17 protein-coding genes and 2 tRNA genes are annotated in these 15,950 nt (G+C 65.4%); 16 read left to right on the top strand and 3 right to left on the bottom strand.

Features of this window, described 5'->3' with window-relative positions; all coding sequences use genetic code 11:
- Positions 1 to 30: 30 nt before the first annotated feature.
- Complete coding sequence (gene serA / locus RMN95_RS00805) at positions 31 to 1,623, top strand: phosphoglycerate dehydrogenase (RefSeq protein WP_309615077.1); 1,593 nt, start codon at positions 31 to 33, stop codon at positions 1,621 to 1,623.
- Between the two features lie 4 nt (positions 1,624 to 1,627).
- On the opposite strand, the gene RMN95_RS00800 is transcribed toward serA, so the two are convergent.
- A complete protein-coding gene (locus RMN95_RS00800; protein ID WP_309615074.1) occupies positions 1,628 to 1,885 on the bottom strand; it encodes a DUF6458 family protein in 258 nt (85 codons plus the stop codon).
- A gap of 105 nt (positions 1,886 to 1,990) precedes the next feature.
- Here RMN95_RS00800 and RMN95_RS00795 point away from each other — a divergent pair, with 105 nt between their 5' ends.
- The 3 genes from RMN95_RS00795 to RMN95_RS00785 are packed head-to-tail and all read left to right on the top strand — an operon-like array spanning position 1,991 to position 4,999.
- On the top strand, positions 1,991 to 3,034 hold the full coding sequence (locus RMN95_RS00795; protein WP_309615073.1) for a 3-isopropylmalate dehydrogenase: 1,044 nt from the start codon (positions 1,991 to 1,993) through the stop codon (positions 3,032 to 3,034).
- Between the two features lie 34 nt (positions 3,035 to 3,068).
- Complete coding sequence (locus RMN95_RS00790) at positions 3,069 to 4,181, top strand: branched-chain amino acid aminotransferase (protein ID WP_309615072.1); 1,113 nt, start codon at positions 3,069 to 3,071, stop codon at positions 4,179 to 4,181.
- A gap of 59 nt (positions 4,182 to 4,240) precedes the next feature.
- Entirely contained in the window at positions 4,241 to 4,999 is a 759-nt protein-coding gene (locus RMN95_RS00785) for a fumarylacetoacetate hydrolase family protein (RefSeq protein ID WP_309615076.1), read from the top strand.
- 322 nt (positions 5,000 to 5,321) lie between these two features.
- Here the strand turns inward: RMN95_RS00785 and RMN95_RS00780 are convergent, their stop codons facing one another.
- Positions 5,322 to 5,582: a hypothetical protein gene (locus RMN95_RS00780; RefSeq protein WP_309615071.1), complete on the bottom strand. Its 261-nt coding sequence runs from the start codon at positions 5,580 to 5,582 to the stop codon at positions 5,322 to 5,324.
- Between the two features lie 26 nt (positions 5,583 to 5,608).
- On the opposite strand from RMN95_RS00780, the gene RMN95_RS00775 reads away from it, so the two are divergent.
- The 8 genes from RMN95_RS00775 (at position 5,609) to RMN95_RS00740 (ending at position 12,000) form a co-directional block, all read left to right on the top strand.
- A complete protein-coding gene (locus RMN95_RS00775) occupies positions 5,609 to 5,941 on the top strand; it encodes a hypothetical protein (protein WP_309615070.1) in 333 nt (110 codons plus the stop codon).
- An 11-nt stretch (positions 5,942 to 5,952) separates the two neighbouring features.
- Positions 5,953 to 7,428 carry a glutamate--tRNA ligase gene (gene gltX / locus RMN95_RS00770; protein ID WP_309615069.1) on the top strand — a complete coding sequence of 492 codons (1,476 nt, stop codon included), beginning with the start codon at positions 5,953 to 5,955 and terminating at the stop codon, positions 7,426 to 7,428.
- 40 nt (positions 7,429 to 7,468) lie between these two features.
- Positions 7,469 to 8,632 carry a lycopene cyclase family protein gene (locus tag RMN95_RS00765; RefSeq protein ID WP_309615068.1) on the top strand — a complete coding sequence of 388 codons (1,164 nt, stop codon included), beginning with the start codon at positions 7,469 to 7,471 and terminating at the stop codon, positions 8,630 to 8,632.
- A complete protein-coding gene (locus RMN95_RS00760) occupies positions 8,629 to 9,522 on the top strand; it encodes a Brp/Blh family beta-carotene 15,15'-dioxygenase (RefSeq protein WP_309615067.1) in 894 nt (297 codons plus the stop codon). Before RMN95_RS00765 ends, RMN95_RS00760 begins: the two co-directional genes overlap by 4 nt.
- Positions 9,523 to 9,681: 159 nt before the next feature.
- Positions 9,682 to 9,756, top strand: a tRNA-Gln gene (locus RMN95_RS00755).
- Positions 9,757 to 9,917: 161 nt separating this feature from the next.
- Positions 9,918 to 10,538: a MerR family transcriptional regulator gene (locus RMN95_RS00750; protein WP_309615066.1), complete on the top strand. Its 621-nt coding sequence runs from the start codon at positions 9,918 to 9,920 to the stop codon at positions 10,536 to 10,538.
- A complete protein-coding gene (locus RMN95_RS00745; protein WP_309615065.1) occupies positions 10,535 to 11,461 on the top strand; it encodes a hypothetical protein in 927 nt (308 codons plus the stop codon). Before RMN95_RS00750 ends, RMN95_RS00745 begins: the two co-directional genes overlap by 4 nt.
- A gap of 29 nt (positions 11,462 to 11,490) precedes the next feature.
- Complete coding sequence (locus tag RMN95_RS00740) at positions 11,491 to 12,000, top strand: N-acetyltransferase family protein (protein WP_309615064.1); 510 nt, start codon at positions 11,491 to 11,493, stop codon at positions 11,998 to 12,000.
- Between the two features lie 219 nt (positions 12,001 to 12,219).
- Here RMN95_RS00740 and RMN95_RS00735 read toward each other — a convergent pair whose 3' ends face one another.
- Positions 12,220 to 12,855 carry an MBL fold metallo-hydrolase gene (locus RMN95_RS00735; RefSeq protein WP_309615063.1) on the bottom strand — a complete coding sequence of 212 codons (636 nt, stop codon included), beginning with the start codon at positions 12,853 to 12,855 and terminating at the stop codon, positions 12,220 to 12,222.
- Positions 12,856 to 12,919: 64 nt separating this feature from the next.
- On the opposite strand from RMN95_RS00735, the gene RMN95_RS00730 reads away from it, so the two are divergent.
- The 4 genes from RMN95_RS00730 to RMN95_RS00715 all read left to right on the top strand — a co-directional run bounded on the left by RMN95_RS00730 (position 12,920) and on the right by RMN95_RS00715 (position 15,671).
- Positions 12,920 to 13,840, top strand: a complete 921-nt coding sequence (locus tag RMN95_RS00730; RefSeq protein WP_309615075.1) for a diacylglycerol kinase family protein — start codon at positions 12,920 to 12,922, stop codon at positions 13,838 to 13,840.
- Between the two features lie 68 nt (positions 13,841 to 13,908).
- Positions 13,909 to 13,984, top strand: a tRNA-Glu gene (locus RMN95_RS00725).
- A gap of 71 nt (positions 13,985 to 14,055) precedes the next feature.
- Positions 14,056 to 14,478, top strand: a complete 423-nt coding sequence (locus RMN95_RS00720) for a pyridoxamine 5'-phosphate oxidase family protein (protein WP_309615062.1) — start codon at positions 14,056 to 14,058, stop codon at positions 14,476 to 14,478.
- Between the two features lie 182 nt (positions 14,479 to 14,660).
- Positions 14,661 to 15,671, top strand: coding sequence for a TerC family protein (locus RMN95_RS00715; protein ID WP_309615061.1), 1,011 nt, complete (start codon positions 14,661 to 14,663; stop codon positions 15,669 to 15,671).
- Positions 15,672 to 15,950: the final 279 nt, after the last annotated feature.

Here is a 15,950-nt window from a genome sequence, read left to right as displayed (position 1 = left end):
CCCCACCACCCAATCGAAGGACTCGATCCCGTGGCCAAGCCGATCGTGCTGATCGCCGAAGAACTTTCTCCCGCTACCGTCGATGCTCTCGGCCCTGACTTCGACGTGCGATCCGTCGACGGTACTGACCGGCCGGCTCTGCTGTCGGCCCTGGCCGGGGCGAGCGCCGTGCTCATCCGCTCCGCCACGAAGATGGATGCGGAGGCGCTTGCCGTCGGCACCTCGCTGAAGGTCATCGCGCGCGCCGGCGTGGGGCTCGACAACGTCGACATCAAGGCGGCCACCGCCGCCGGTGTCATGGTCGTCAACGCGCCCACGTCGAACATCATCTCCGCGGCCGAGTTGACCGTCGGCCACATCCTGAGCCTCGCCCGTCACATCCCGGCGGCCCATGGGGCGCTCGCCCAGGGGCTGTGGAAACGCTCGAAGTACACCGGGGTGGAGCTGTACGAGAAGACCATCGGCATCATCGGCCTCGGCCGCATTGGTGCGCTGATCACCGCTCGCATGCAGGCCTTTGGCACCACCATCGTCGCGTACGACCCCTATGTCACCTCGGCCAGGGCCCAGCAACTGGGGGTGACGCTGCTCTCGCTCGACGAGTTGCTCGCCCAGTCCGACTTCATCACCATCCACATGCCGAAAACGCCCGAGACGACCGGCATGATCTCGACAGACCAGTTTGCGCTGATGAAGTCGACGGCGTTCATCGTCAACGTTGCCCGTGGTGGCCTCATTGACGAGGCGGCGCTGTATACGGCCGTGAAATCGGGCCGCATTGCGGGCGCCGGTCTCGACGTCTTTGTCAGCGAGCCGCCTACGGACTCACCGCTGCTCGCCCTCGATAATGTGATCGTCACGCCGCACCTGGGCGCATCCACCGATGAAGCCCAGGAGAAAGCCGGGGTCTCGGTAGCGAAATCGGTTCGCCTGGCCCTCGACGGCGAACTCGTACCGGATGCGGTCAACGTCGCGGGCGGTGTCATCGACCCGAGCGTGCGCCCGGGCATCCCGCTCATGGAAAAACTGGGCCAGGTATTCTCGGCTCTTGCCGACGAGCCACTGACCAGTGTCGACATCGAGGTGCGGGGCGAGATCGTCGAATTCGACGTCAACGTGCTCAAGCTGGCGGCGCTCAAGGGCATGTTCTCGAACATTGTCAGCGAGTCTGTGAGCTACGTCAACGCCCCCCTACTGGCCGAACAGCGAGGCATCACGGTTCGCCTGCTGACGGATGCGGTCAGCGAGGACTACCGCAACGTCCTGACGATTCGCGGTGCGCTGGCCGGCGGAAGCCAGGTCTCCGTCTCGGGCACGCTCACCGGCACCAGGCAGGCGCAGAAGATCGTGGAGATCAACGGGTACGACGTCGAGGTGCCCTTCGCGGAGCACCTGATCGTGATGACCTATGTTGACCGGCCCGGGATCGTCGCCGTCTACGGGCAGGTATTCGGCGAAGCGAACATCAACATCGCGGGCATGCAGATCGCACGTCGAGCGGCGGGCGGCCAGGCGCTCAGCGTGCTGACGGTCGACTCCCCGGTGCCGGACGAGCTTCTCGAGAGGGTGCGCACCGCAATCGATGCGACCCTGCTCAAGGAGATCGATATCGTCGAGGCGTGAGCCGTCAGACGACGTCGTCGGGCGTGGTGCTAGTACGACGCTCCTGCACCGAGCCGCCGTGTGCGTCGACGCCCGAGTGCACGGTGGTAATCGACTGGCGCTTACGCAACATCAGCACGAGCCCGATGACGAAGACCAGCACGCCCGCACCCATCAGCAGGTAGCCGACGAGTTGCAGGTCGATGAAGTCCACCTGCAGGTTCAGAGCGAAGGCCAGCACTGCGCCGATGACAAATAATACAATTCCGGTTCCTATACTCATGCGGCCAGCATAGGGCGGCACCCGAAGTACGGCAGGGGGTTGTGGGAGCTGTTGCCGTGCGCTAGCAGTGCGGGCCGGGGCGCCCGGCGACGGTACTGTAAATCCATGGCATCTACGCTCAACCTGGCCGTGATCCCCGGCGACGGCATCGGCCCCGAGGTCATCGCTGAGGCACTGAAAGTGCTCACTGCGACGGGGGTGGATGCCACGTTCACCCAGTTCCCCTTCGGCGCCACACACTTCCTGGCCACCGGTGACATCCTCGGCGCCGACGACCTCGCGGCACTGGAGCCCTTCGACGCGATCCTGCTCGGAGCCATCGGAGGCGACCCTCGCGACCCGCGCCTGGCCGGCGGCATCATCGAGCGCGGGTTGTTACTGAAGCTTCGGTTCGCGTTCGATCACTACGTGAACCTGCGTCCGACGAGGCTGTTCCCCGGGGTGGTGTCGCCGCTCGCGAACCCCGGCGCGGTCGACTTCGTGGTCGTACGCGAGGGTACCGAGGGCCCGTACGTGGGCAATGGTGGGGGCATCCGGGTCGGCACAGAGCATGAGATTGCCACCGAGGTCTCGATCAATACGGCATTCGGGGCCGAGCGCGTTGTCAGGTTTGCGTTCACCCAGGCGGCGGCCCGCCGCGGCCAGCTCACGCTGGTGCACAAGACGAATGTGCTGACCCATGCCGGCAGCCTCTGGCAGCGCACGGTCGACCGGGTTGCGCTCGAGTTTCCGTCGGTCGTGGTGGGATACCAGCACATTGATGCCGCGACCATTCATCTGGTCACCGATCCGGCGAGGTTCGATGTCATCGTCACCGACAACCTTTTCGGCGACATCCTGACCGATCTGGCTGCCGCGATCAGCGGGGGTATCGGGCTGGCGGCCTCGGGCAACATCAACCCTGACGGCGCCTTCCCTTCCATGTTCGAGCCCGTGCACGGTTCGGCGCCCGACATCGCCGGCCAGCAGCGAGCCGACCCGACCGCGGCCATCCTGTCGATCGCGCTGCTGCTGGAGAACCTGGGGCATCGGGATGCCGCAGCGAACGTGACCGCGGCGGTCGAAGCCGATCTGGCCGCGCGTGGGGCGCTTCCCCGCGCCACGTCCGAGATTGGTGACACGATCGCGGCAGCAGTAGCGCAGAATTAATAGCACGTCCAACGAAGTCCATTAGGGATCCACCATGAAGAACCTCCTCGCCCCCGCCTCACTCCAGTTCCTGGTGAAGAAAAACCAGGAGGCCCGTTCGGCCGCCGAGCACGCCGAGATCATCGCGGAGCCCGGTTTCGGCAAGCATTTCACCGACCACATGGTCGACATCTGCTGGAGCGAGAAGGGTGGCTGGCATCGCGCCCGCGTGCAGCCGTACGGCCCGATTGCGCTCGACCCGGCCGCGGCCGTGCTGCACTACGCGCAGGAGGTGTTTGAGGGGCTGAAGGCCTATAGACACGCCGATGGCTCGGTGTGGGGCTTCCGGCCCGAGGCCAACGCCGCTCGCATGCAGCGTTCGGCGAAGCGACTCGCGCTGCCCGAGCTGCCCACGGAGGACTTCATCGAGTCGTTGCGCCAACTGATCGCCGTCGACGAGCGCTGGGTGCCGTCTGCGCCCGAGACCAGCCTGTACTTGCGGCCGTTCATGTTCGCCAAGGAGGCCTTCCTTGGGGTGCGCGCCGCAGCGAAGGTCAACTATTACGTGATCGCCAGCCCGGCCGGCGCCTACTTCACCGGCGGCGTGACGCCGGTCTCGATCTGGATCTCGACCGACTACGCCCGGGCCGGCAAGGGAGGCATGGGCGCTGCCAAGACCGGCGGCAACTACGCTTCATCCCTCGTCGCCCAGCAGGAGGCGTACGACCACGGCTGCGCGCAGGTGCTGTTCCTCGACGCGGAGGAGGGCAAGTACATTGAAGAGCTCGGCGGCATGAACGTGGTCTTCGTCTATAAGGACGGCCGCCTCGTGACTCCCGATTCCCCGAGCATCCTGGGCGGCATCACGCTCGACTCGATCCTTCAGCTGGGCGTCGACCGCGGGCTGGCCGTTGAGCGGCGCAGGATCAGCATCGACGAGGTTCGTGAGGCTGTGGCATCCGGCGACATCGTCGAGATGTTCGCCTGCGGCACCGCGGCCGTCGTCACCCCCATCGCGCAGTTCAGGGCCGAGGGCTTCACGATCGGCGACGTGGATGCGCCCGCCGGTGAGCTCACCATGTCTTTGCGCGGCGAGCTGACCGACATCCAGTACGGCCGCCGCGCTGACCCGCACGGCTGGCTCACCCGCCTCGACGCTCCGGCCTGACCGTGAAGGTTGCGCGTTTTAGCACCGGCCCTCGCTCGACCGTGGGTTCTCGTTTGACCATCGGTTCTCGTTCGACCATCAGTGGGGATCCCCGTTTCGGGATCGTGGACGGCGACGAGATCGTTGTCCTGAAGGGCGACCCGATGTTTGCCGGGTTCGACACGACCGACGAGCGGGTGCCACTGGCGGAGGCGAGGCTGCTGGCCCCGGTCATCCCGAGGTCGAAGGTCGTGGCTGTGGGGAAGAACTATGTCGACCACGTCGCGGAGTTTGGCGGAGAGGTTCCGAAGGAGCCGCTGCTGTTCCTGAAGCCGAACACCTCCGTGATCGGTCCCGGCGACTCGATTGTGCTGCCCCACCAGAGCAGCCGGGTCGATTTTGAGGGGGAGCTTGCGGTGGTCATCGGCAGCATCGCGAGAAACGTGGCCGAGGAGGATGCCGATTCGGTGATCTTCGGGTACACCATCGCCAACGACGTGACCGCCCGGGACCTGCAGAAGACCGACGGCCAGTGGGCGCGCGCCAAGGGGTTCGACACGTTTTGCCCGCTTGGTCCGGTCATCGAGACCGAGTTCGTCGTCGCGAGCAATACGGTGCGGGCGCGGCTGAACGGCGAGGTGCGCCAGGATGCCCCGCTGACGGACATGGTGCATTCCGTGGCATCCATCGTGGCCTACGTTTCCGCCGCGTTCACCCTGCTGCCGGGCGACGTGATTTTGACCGGCACCCCGGCCGGCGTGGGCAGGATGGTCAGCGGAGACGTCGTCGACATCGAGATCTCGGGCATCGGCGTTCTCAACAACCCGGTGCGCGGCTAGCCGCGCCGCCCGCCGTACCCCGCCTGCCCGCCTGCGGCCCAACCGCCTGCCTCCCGCCCAACCGACTGACCTCCTTGCGCGCCCTCCCGCCCGTCTGCCGCCCGTCCCCACGCCATCGGATCCCGATGTTCGGCTCCGCCACGTCTCTGCCCCCTTCTCCACCGCCCCTTCTCCGCGACTACTTCTCCGCGACCACTTCTCCGCGACCACTTCTCCTCCACCGCGGCACGGTTCTAATGTTTGCCCAGGGGTAGGGGGTTCGCCCTGGGCAACGTATGGCAGAGTGCCATACGTTGCCGGGATGCAACCCCCAACCCCAGAGCTATTCGAGTTCGAGCCCCTCGAGATCGAGCCCGACGAAATCCATCCCGATCGAGGAAGCCCCGATCGAGGAGGCCCCGACCGAGAAAGCGCCGGCGGAAGCGAGCCCAACCGAACCGAGCCCGACCCGCGCCGGGTGGTGCGCACGACCGTGTACCTGCCGAATTCGGTAGTGGCAGGCGTGCGCGCCGTAGCAGTTAGCCGAGGTGTATCGTCGGCCGCGATCATCCGAGCGGCTGTCGAGTTCGCGGTCGGGAGCCACCGACCACCACCGCGGGGCGGCTTCCTGTGATTCTCACTGCGCAGACCCTGCTCTCGTACTTCGACGGTGGAACGCCGGGCCACTGGGCGGTAGCGGGCAGGATCGAGCTGGCGGCGGAGTGTGAGGAGCTCGTTGTTTCACCGTTCGTCATCGCCGAACTCGAGCCCATGATTCGCGAGAAGTTTGGGCCCGAAGAGTGGTGCGAGGTGCTCGATGAACTCGCGGGAGGAGCGTGGACGATCGCGACGGTCGACACCGCTCACCTGCGCTCGATGCGCGAGCACCTGGCGGCGGGAGGCGCCGATGCGGAAGGTGCCAGTTGCGCCGAGGCATCCATCGTCACACTCACCTACTCGTAGACTTGACGGCGATGACTGCGCCATTTTCCACCGCCACCGGAACCGACGTCCGCGTCAGATTCTGCCCCTCGCCCACGGGAACCCCGCATGTAGGGCTGATCCGCACTGCGCTCTTCAACTGGGCGTACGCCCGTCATACCGGCGGCACCCTGGTGTTCCGCATCGAAGACACCGATGCCGAGCGAGACAGTGAAGAGAGCTACCTCCAGCTATTGGATGCCCTGCAGTGGTTGCACATCAACTGGGATGAGGGCATCGACGTTGGCGGGCCGCACGAGCCGTACCGGCAGTCTGAGCGCACCGACATCTATCTCGAGGTCATCGAGAAGCTGAAGGCCGCCGGCCACCTGTACGAGTCCTTCGCTACGGGGGAGGAGATCGAAGCGCGCAATGTTGCCGCCGGGCGTGACCCGAAACAGGGCTATGACAATTTCGAACGCGACCTGAGCGACGCCGAGAAGGCCGGCTTCCTCGCCGACGGTCGCCAGCCCGCACTGCGCCTCAGGGTGCCCGATACAGACCTCAGCTTCGACGACCTGGTGCGCGGCGAGATTACCTTCCCGGCCGGTTCGTTCACCGATTTCGTCGTCGTTAGGCCGAACGGCGCACCGCTGTATACCTTCGTCAATCCCGTGGATGACGCGCTCATGGGCATCACGCATGTGCTGCGCGGTGAAGACCTGCTGTCGTCTACCCCGCGCCAGATTGCCCTGTACACCGCGTTGATCGAGATTGGCGTGACCACCGCCATCCCGCGCTTCGGTCACCTCCCGTACGTCATGGGGGAGGGCAATAAGAAGCTGTCGAAGCGCGACCCTGAGTCGAGCCTGTTCCACCACCGCGATCGCGGGTTCATCCCCGAGGGGCTGATCAATTACCTTGCACTGCTGGGCTGGTCGCTCGCAGCCGATCGTGACGTGTTCTCGATCGACGAGATGGTGGCCGCGTTCGATGTGGTCGACGTCAACCCGAATCCTGCGCGTTTCGATGTGAAGAAGGCCGAGTCGCTGAACGGCGACCACATCCGTCTGCTCGAGGTGCACGAGTTCGCGAAGCGCCTCGAGCCCTACGTCGCCGACCTGCTTCAGGATGACGGCGACCGCGCGATGCTGCTCGCGGCCGCCCCGCTGGTGCAGGAGCGGATGCAGCTGCTGGGCGAATCCCGCGAGTTGCTCGAGTTCCTGTTCACCCCCGATGAGGATCTGCAGTTCGCCGCAGACGCCATGCCGGGCCCCGACGGTGCAGAGATCCTCGCGGCGGCGGCGGCGGTGCTGCCTGCGGTGGCGCCCTGGAACACCGAGAATATCGAGGCCGCGCTGCGTGCCGAACTGATCGAATCGCGCGGCCTCAAGCCTCGAACGGCATTCGGCCCGCTGCGCACCGCGCTATCGGGCCGACGCATCAGCCCACCGCTCTTCGAGTCGATGGAGTTGCTCGGTCGCGAGTCGACCCTCAGGCGCATCGAGAGGCTTCGCGCGAGCCTCTGAGCCGGGCAGTTCGCAGGGCCGAAAAGCTTAGAGTGGGGTCGTGCCATTCGATTACGACGTCGACCTCGTCATCCTGGGCGCCGGTTGCGCAGGTCTCTCGCTGGCATCGAAGCTTGCTGACGCTGGTTCGCCCCTCCGCGTGGTCGCACTCGAAGCACGAAGCGAATATGTGGATGACCGCAGCTGGTGTTTCTGGAGGCCCGAGCACCACGACCTCAGTCACCTCGTGTCGAAGTCCTGGTCGTCGTGGACCTTCGCCGGCGCCGACGGACGCACGTCGACCCGATCGGTTTCCGGGCTCTACTACCACTACGTTCGCGGGTCTGACTTTTACGCCGACGCGCTGCGGCGGGTGGCGGCATCCACTTCGATCTCGATTCGGCCCGGCGTGCAGGTGACCGCGGTCGAGCAGGTGCCGAACGGCGTGCGGGTAGAGACCGATTCGGGAGCCGTGATCGCGCGCTGGGTGGTGGACACCCGCCCGCAGGTGCTCCCCGCGATGCTGTACCAGTGCTTCGCCGGCACGGAGATCGAGGTGGATGCCCCGCTTCCCTTCGACGTCGACGAGGTCGGCCTCATGACCGGGATGCGCTCCGGCGTCGACGGTCTCGGATTCACCTACATCCTGCCGCTATCACGCACCCGTGCCGTCATTGAGTGGACCAGATTCAGCGCCGTCCCGCTGCCCCATGCCGAGATGGTGGCGCGCCTCGACGCCGTGCTGGCCAATCTTGGCCTCGGCTCTGCCCGGGTTCTGCGTCACGAGCGCGGGGTGCTGCCGATGGGCCGGCCCGACGTGGTGAGCGATCAGGTGCCGGGGGTTGTCCGGGCCGGGATGGGTGGTGGCGCGCTCAGGCCCACCTCCGGATACGCGTTCCTGCGCATCCAGGCCTGGGCCGAGCGGTGCGCGCAGCAGCTTCAGGAGGGTCGCGCGCCCATCGGGCATCCGGCGGAACCCTGGGATCGGCGGGAGATGGACAGGATCTTCCTGCAGGCGGTGCGGGCGCATCCGGAGAAAACCGCAGACTACTTCCTTGCTCTTGCCAGCAGGGTTCCCCCCGAGCGGCTGGTTCGTTTTCTCAGCGACCAGGCCACCCCGGGCGACTACGCCCGCATCATCGCGAGCCTTCCGCTGCTACCGTTTCTTGCGCAGCTGCCGCGCAGGCCCGAGCTCTTTCACGCCGCTGGGCAGCAGGCACTATGACGACCGTCGACACCCGGCGTGCTCCCGTCGAGACCTACCTGTTCGTCGGCGTCGCCCTGCTCGCCATAGGAGTTTTCGCTAGCGGCATCCAAGCTTCGCTGCAGGCGCAGGTTATCGTGCTGGGCGTTCTCGCGGCGGTTCTCGGTCTGCCACACGGCGCGCTCGACCCGCTCATCGCTCGGCGATTGGGGCTCTGGAGGGGCGCGGTGGGTTTTGCGGTGTTCAACCTCGCCTATCTCGGGGCCGTCGTGGTGGTGGTGTTGCTGTGGTTGCTCAACCCGATCGCCAGCCTGGTGGCGTTTCTTGCCGTATCGGCGGTGCACTTCGGCGCAGACTGGAACGGCGACCGGCCCGCCTGGCTGCGCATCACTGCGGGGGTTGGCCTGCTGTCGCTTCCTGCCCTCGGCCATCGAGTCGAGGTGGCCGGCCTCTACGAGACGCTTGCTCCCGGGGGCGGCGAGGCGATCTCGACGGTGCAATTCTTCTTCGCCCCGCTGGCGCTTGCCGGAATGCTGGTGGGCGCCGTGCTCGCCGTGCGGCGCCGTCCGAACGAAGCGGTCGAGCTCGTGGTGGTGGCCCTGCTGGCCATCGTCGCACCGCCGCTGGTGTTTTTCGTGGTTTACTTCTGCGCCCTGCACAGTGTGCGTCACCTGCGGGCCGGATTTCGCGCAGAGACCCGCGGTCGACTCACGGTCACCATTGTGGTGCTCTACACGGTGGTGCCCATCCTCGCGGCGGTCGCGTTTCTGCTCTCGGGAGGGCCAGCCATGGCGATGGATGACCGGCTCCTGCAGATCATCTTCATCGGCCTGGCCGGCCTCACTGTGCCGCACATGGTGCTCGTTGCGCTCGAGGTGCGGCGGGGTGCTCACGGTACAGTTGCGCCATGAGTGAGGGCACGTTGTCGGTAGCCCTTCCGAGAGTTTGGCTGTGGATCAGGTTGTCGGCGATTGCATCCTGTGAGCCGATGGGCGCGTGCGTGCTCCAGTACCTAGTCACTCCCGCGGTGCGCTAAAGTAGACAGTCGGCTCAGCCTCGGTTGGGCCCTCTGGGGTATGGTGTAATTGGCAACACGGAAGATTCTGATTCTTTTGTTCTTGGTTCGAGTCCAGGTACCCCAGCCAGATGGTGTGACCCGCACCCGCACGCATGAGCCTCGCCGAGCGAAGCTTTTTTGTTGCGCACCCACACGTTCTCGCCGATAACCCCCATTCTTACCGAACACCGAGGTCTAAATGGATAGTAGACATTTCTGCTATCGATAGTCATACTATCGGTTATGAGAATGTCTGAGCTCAGCGATCGTAGCGGTGTCAGTGTCGCCTCCATCAAGTTCTACCAGCGAGAAGAGCTGCTGCCCGAGCCCGAGCGAACCAGCCCCAATCAATCCCGCTATGAAGATGGCCATGTCGAGCGCTTGCGGCTGGTGCGCGCGCTCATCGATGTCGGAGGGCTCTCGGTGGCCGCCGTGCGCCAAGTGCTTGCGGCGGCGGAAGCCGATATCCCGCTCGATTGGGCCATGGGTGTCGCCCAGCACGCCATCCCCGGTTCGGTAGAGCTGCCGGATGAGTCGTCCGCCGGCCTCCGCGAAATCGACGGTGTGGTCGCCGAACTCGGGTGGAATGTGTCGACAGATAATCCCGGCCGCGCGATGGCCGCGCGCGTCATCGACTCGTACCTGCAACTCGACCACGAGGAACTGCTGTCGGTGCTGCCCGAGTATTCCCGGGCCGCCGCCATCGTCGCCAGCGTTGATCTCGCCTCCGTCGCGCTGCAGCCGGATCGTGCCCGCATGGCGGAGACGGTCGTCGTCGGCACCGTGCTCGGCGACTCCCTGCTCGCGGGGCTGCGGCGCATGGCCCAGGAAGACGCCAGCCACCGGATGGTTTCGGGGGCACAGTCGTGACCTGGCACCGCCCGCTGCTGTGGCTCGCTGCATCCATGGGCCTGCTTGCGATCGTCTGCGCGGTGGCAGTGTTCGCCGACCCTGGCGTGGTGCTGGGCGCCCCGGCCTGGCTGAAGCCGCTGAAGTTCTCGATCTCCGTGGGAATCTATGCGCTCACCCTGTCGTGGCTGATTGGCCAGGTTCACCGCATGCGCAGGGTCGCAATAGCCGCCGGCACGATCAGCGGCATCGCCCTCGCGATCGAGATGGTCATCATCGTGGGCGCGGCGGCCGCGGGCGGCACCAGCCACTTCAACGTTTCGACGCCGTTCAACACCACGCTCTGGTCGGTGATGGCCGCCTCGATCGTGGTGGTGTGGTTGATGACCCTCCTCGTCGCGATCGGACTGTTCCGCACTCCACTCGGCGACCCGGCCCGCACGCTCGCCATCAGGGCGGGCGTCATCCTCTCGATCGTGGGCATGGGTCTCGCCTTCCTCATGACGGGCCCGACGGCCGAGCAACTGGACAACTTCCAGGGCATCGCCGGAGCCCACGCCGTGGGAGTGCCTGACGGCGGGCCCGGCCTGTTCCTGCTCGGCTGGAGCACCATCGCCGGCGACCTGCGCATCCCGCATTTCGTCGGGATGCACGCCCTCCAGGCACTCCCCATCCTGCTGATCGTGCTCGAGCTCCTCTCGCGCAGGATGCCACGGCTCACGATCCCCACGGTGCGCCTTCGGCTGGTGCGCGTCGCCGTGGTGGCCTACGCCGCCACCGTGGCGGTGCTGACCTGGCAGGCGCTGGCGGGCCAGTCGATCGTCAGCCCTGCTGGACCGATCCTGGTGGCCGCGCTTGCCATCGCCGCGGCCACCGTCGTCTCGGCTGCCGCCGTGCTCGTGGCACCGCTGCCCGCGACCGCAGCACTGGGATCGCGGGTGTGACGAGCCCCAGATGGGCCATCATAGGAAACATGCAGATCCGCCCGGCGACCGACTCCGACCTCGACGCGATCCTGGTGATCCACAACCACGCCATCCGGGAGACGACCGCCATCTGGACGGAGGTGGAGGCCGACCGGGCCGACCGGGAGCGGTGGCTGGCCGCGCGAGGTGAGGCCGGGCATCCGGTACTCATTGCCGAGATCGATGGCGTGCTGGCCGGCTATGCGAGCTACGGTCCCTGGCGGGAGAAGACGGGTTATCGGTTCACAGTGGAGAACTCCGTGTACGTGGGCGAGGGCTTCCAGCGCCGGGGGGTCGCGCGCGAGTTGATGATCGAACTGATCCGTGTGGCCCGGGAACGCGGCATCCACGTCATGATTGCGGCGATCGAGGCCGGCAACAGCGGATCTATCGCGCTGCACAGTGCGCTGAGTTTCGAGGAGCCGATGATCGTGCCCGAGGTAGGAACCAAGTTCGGCCGGTGGCTCGACCTCGCGTTCATGCGCCTTCCGCTCGACGCCGCAGCCCCGCGAGACTAGCCTCGCCGACCCAGCGCACCGCGCGGCCGCCGTTCCGCGCCCGGTCTTTCGGAAATTCAGGAAGTGTTCTTTCGGAAATTCAGGAAGGGGTCTTTCGGAAATTCAGGAAGAGGCTCTGACGCAGGGATGCCGGCGCAGCGAATGAGCGGCCGGTCGATGAGCCCCACGCGCGATTTCCTGAATTTCCGAAAGGCGCGCGGCCAGGGCGCTCGAACGCGCTCAGACGTCGATCGACTGGCCCGCCGCGAGAGTGACAAACTCGCCGCCGCCCAGCCTGGTGACCGTCTCGATGCGCTCGCCGGCCATCGTCTTGCCGATCTGCGACAGCACCGCCTCGTGCACCGGGAACGAGCGCCGGGGCGCCACGGCCAGCACGTAGTCCATGGCCTCGCCGATCTTCAGCCACGGTGCGCCGATGGGCACCGCCAGCGTCTGTACCGGCACCGACGGCACCGTGTACGAATCGCCGGCGTAGTAAAAGCTTTCGTCGACGAGCACGGCCACGTTGTCGACCACCGGGATGGATTCGTGGATCACGGCGTGCTTCTCGCCGAAGAAGCTCAGCCTAAAGTCGCCAACCTCGAGTTCGTCACCGTGCGTGACCCGTTCGACCGCGAAGTCGGTGGCGGCCGCGACCACGCCACCGGGTCCAAGAATCCGGGCGTCGGGGTTTCGCTCCAGAATGCGCTTGAGCTGCTCGGGAGTCCAATGGTCGGCATGCTCGTGGGTGATGACGATCGCGACCACGCCCGTGATATCGGTCAGTGGAGTGGTGAAGGCGCCGGGGTCGATGATGAGCGACGATGTGCCTTTCTGGATGACCATGCAGGCGTGCTCGAACTTGGTGATCTTCATCCTTCGACACTATTACGGCGGGCGAGCTGCCAGCGCGCTGCTGCGCCATACTTAGCGCGTGACGATGAAGCCGCTCCGCCTCGTAGTGGCGATCAACCCGACGGCATCCTTCGGCAAGGGCAGCCATGTGGGCCCCGCCGTGGTGCAGACCCTGCGCGCGATCGGCCACGACGTGACCAGCCTGCAGGAGCCCGACTTCGAGCAACTCGCGGCCTCCGGGCGGAAGGCCGTGGCCACGAAACCGGATGCGTTCATCGTCGTCGGCGGTGACGGGATGGTCAACCTCGGCACGAATCTCGTCGTGAATACGAGGGTGCCGCTGGGCGTAGTCCCATCCGGCACGGGCAACGACATGGCGCGCGGCCTCGGCATTCCGTACGACAACACGGAGGCCGCGATCGGGATGCTGAGCGAACTGCTGCAGGGGCCGCCGCGCACGATCGACGCGGGTCGCGTGGACTACATCGACGATGAGACCGGGGGCGCATCCACCCGCTGGTTCGCCGGCATGGTCTCGGCAGGCTTCGACTCTGTGGTCAACGAGCGCGCGAACCGTATGCGACGCCCGAAGGGTGCGAGCCGCTACACGATTGCGCTCGGCCTTGAACTGTTGAGGCTAAAACCCACCTCATACCGACTGGTGCTGGATGGGCAACCTCTCGAGACCCGCGCGATGCTCGTGACCGTCGGTAATAATGTTTCACTCGGCGGCGGCATGAAGGTGACCCCGAACGCAAAGGTCGACGACGGCCTGCTTGACGTGCTGGTGGTGCAGCCCCTGTCGCGACTCGAGTTTCTGAGGATCTTCCCGCGGGTGTTCAAGGGCACCCACCTGAGTGATTCGCGCGTCGCCATCCACCGGGTAAAGAGCATCAGGATCGAGTCGGATATCGCGGTCGTCTACTCGGACGGAGAACGCATTGGCCCGGCCCCGGTAGAGGTGACGATCGCGCCCCGTGCCCTGCGGATCTTCGCTCCGACCTAAAGCTGCTCAGATGAGCGCGTTTTGGGCCAGCCACCGGTGGTGTGGCATACTCAGGAGTTGTCTGCCGCGGCCCCATCGTATAGCGGCCTAGTACGCTGCCCTCTCACGGCGGTAACACGGGTTCGAATCCCGTTGGGGTCACCATCGGTCCGGATGCCAATCACTGATTGGCGTCCGGACCTTCGTCATTATGCATCGATCACTAGAGTCTCAGTATGAGTCTCGATGCGCCGGATGCCACGGCCGCCCCCGACCGATACCTCAGCCCAGCTGGCCTCCAGTTCGTCACCGATTACCACCTGGCCACGCTGTCGACGCTGGCCTCCGACGGCACCATCCACTCGGTGCCTGTGGGATTCACGTACGAATCCGGCATCGCGCGCGTGATCACCAGCGGCGGAACGCAGAAGGTGCTGAACGCGGCGCGGGGTGGCATCGCGACCCTGAGCCAGGTGGATCGCGCCCGGTGGCTTACCCTCAGCGGAACCGCGCGCGTCCAGGAAGACGCCGACATCGTGGCCGATGCTGTGCGGCGCTATGCGGTACGGTACCGTCAGCCGCGCGTCAACCCGCTGAGGGTGGCGATTCTCGTCACTGTGGATCGGGCCATCGGATCACCGGGGATGCTGTCCGAGTGAGCGAGCACACCCGCTAGAATTGGCAACGCGAAGGGGAGTATCCCACCTCGCTGAGTCCGTCAGTACGGCGTGCAGAGTTGCGTGCCCGGGCCAGCGGCATCCACCCCATGACACAATCATGGCGCTGGCTGCGGGAGAGACTTTCGGCGATTATCTGACCCCTCCTCCCTGAATGGATTTCCATGGAAACCGCTTTGCCCGCCTGGTTCGAGATCACCTCATACGTGGTGCTGCTGGGAATCCTCGCCTTCGACCTGATTCTCGCCTACCGCCGACCCCACGTGCCCTCGACAAAAGAGTCGGCGATCTGGGTGAGTGTGTATGTCGGGCTCGCGCTCGTGTTCGCGCTGCTCATGCTGTGGCAGGGTTCGGTCGATCATGCCGCCGAGTTCATTGCGGGGTGGGTGACCGAGTACAGCCTCTCCATCGACAACCTGTTCGTGTTCGTGATCATCATGACCAGGTTCGCGGTACCCCGGAAGTATCAGCAGGAAGTGCTGATGGTGGGCATTCTGATCGCGCTGGTGCTGCGGGGGCTGTTCATCCTCGCGGGCGCTGCCCTGATCGAGAACTTCAGCTTCATCTTCTATATTTTCGGGCTGTTTCTGCTCTACACGGCGATCCAGCAGGCGCTCCAAAAACATGACGACATGGAAGAGCAGGAGAACGGGATCATCCGATTCCTCCGCAAGCGCGTGGCGATCTCCGACACCTACGACGGTGCGAAAATGCGCACCACCGTCGATGGCAAAAAGGTATTCACTCCCATCCTGGTCGTGTTCGTGGCTCTCGGAATCACCGACCTGGTGTTCGCGATCGACTCGATTCCCGCCATCTTCGGAATCACCACCGATCCGTTCATCGTCTTCACGGCTAACATTTTCGCGCTGATGGGTCTTCGCCAGCTCTACTTCCTGCTCGGCGATCTCATCGACAAGCTTGAGTACCTGCACTTCGGAATCGCTTTCATCCTCGGGTTTATCGGCGTGAAGCTGTTCTTCCATGCCCTGCATGAGAACGAGCTGCCCTTCATCAACGGCGGCAAGCACGTGGAGTGGGCGCCCGAGATCTCCACATGGGCATCGCTGGCGGTCATCCTGGGGGCGATGGCTGTCGCCGTGATCGCCAGTCTCATCAAGATCCGGGTCGACACGACTCGCGCCGCCCGGACCCCGGAGTCGGTCGAAAAATAGAACACTGCTCGAATGGCCGCCCTTCGGGGCGGCCATTCGTCGTTGAGGCGACCGGTCGTGCCCGGGTCTCTCACCCTTTGTGTTCACAACTCCTGCAATCGGAGGCGCGAGCTCGCCGACATCCCCGGAATTCCGGGTTGTTATGTCTCAGGACATCGGTGACAGTTCTGCCTCAGGACATCGGTGACGGTTTGGCGCGTTTTGGTGGTGACACTTTCCGCGGATTGTTGGGGGATGAGCCATGTTGAGCCTGTTGAAGCCCGTGTCCGTCTCGCGATC

The sequence above is a fragment of the Salinibacterium sp. genome (genome assembly GCF_031364185.1).
Taxonomy (GTDB): Bacteria; Actinomycetota; Actinomycetes; order Actinomycetales; family Microbacteriaceae; genus Rhodoglobus.
Note: the sequence above shows the minus strand (reverse complement) of the source record. Positions and strands in the feature narration are given on the sequence as shown.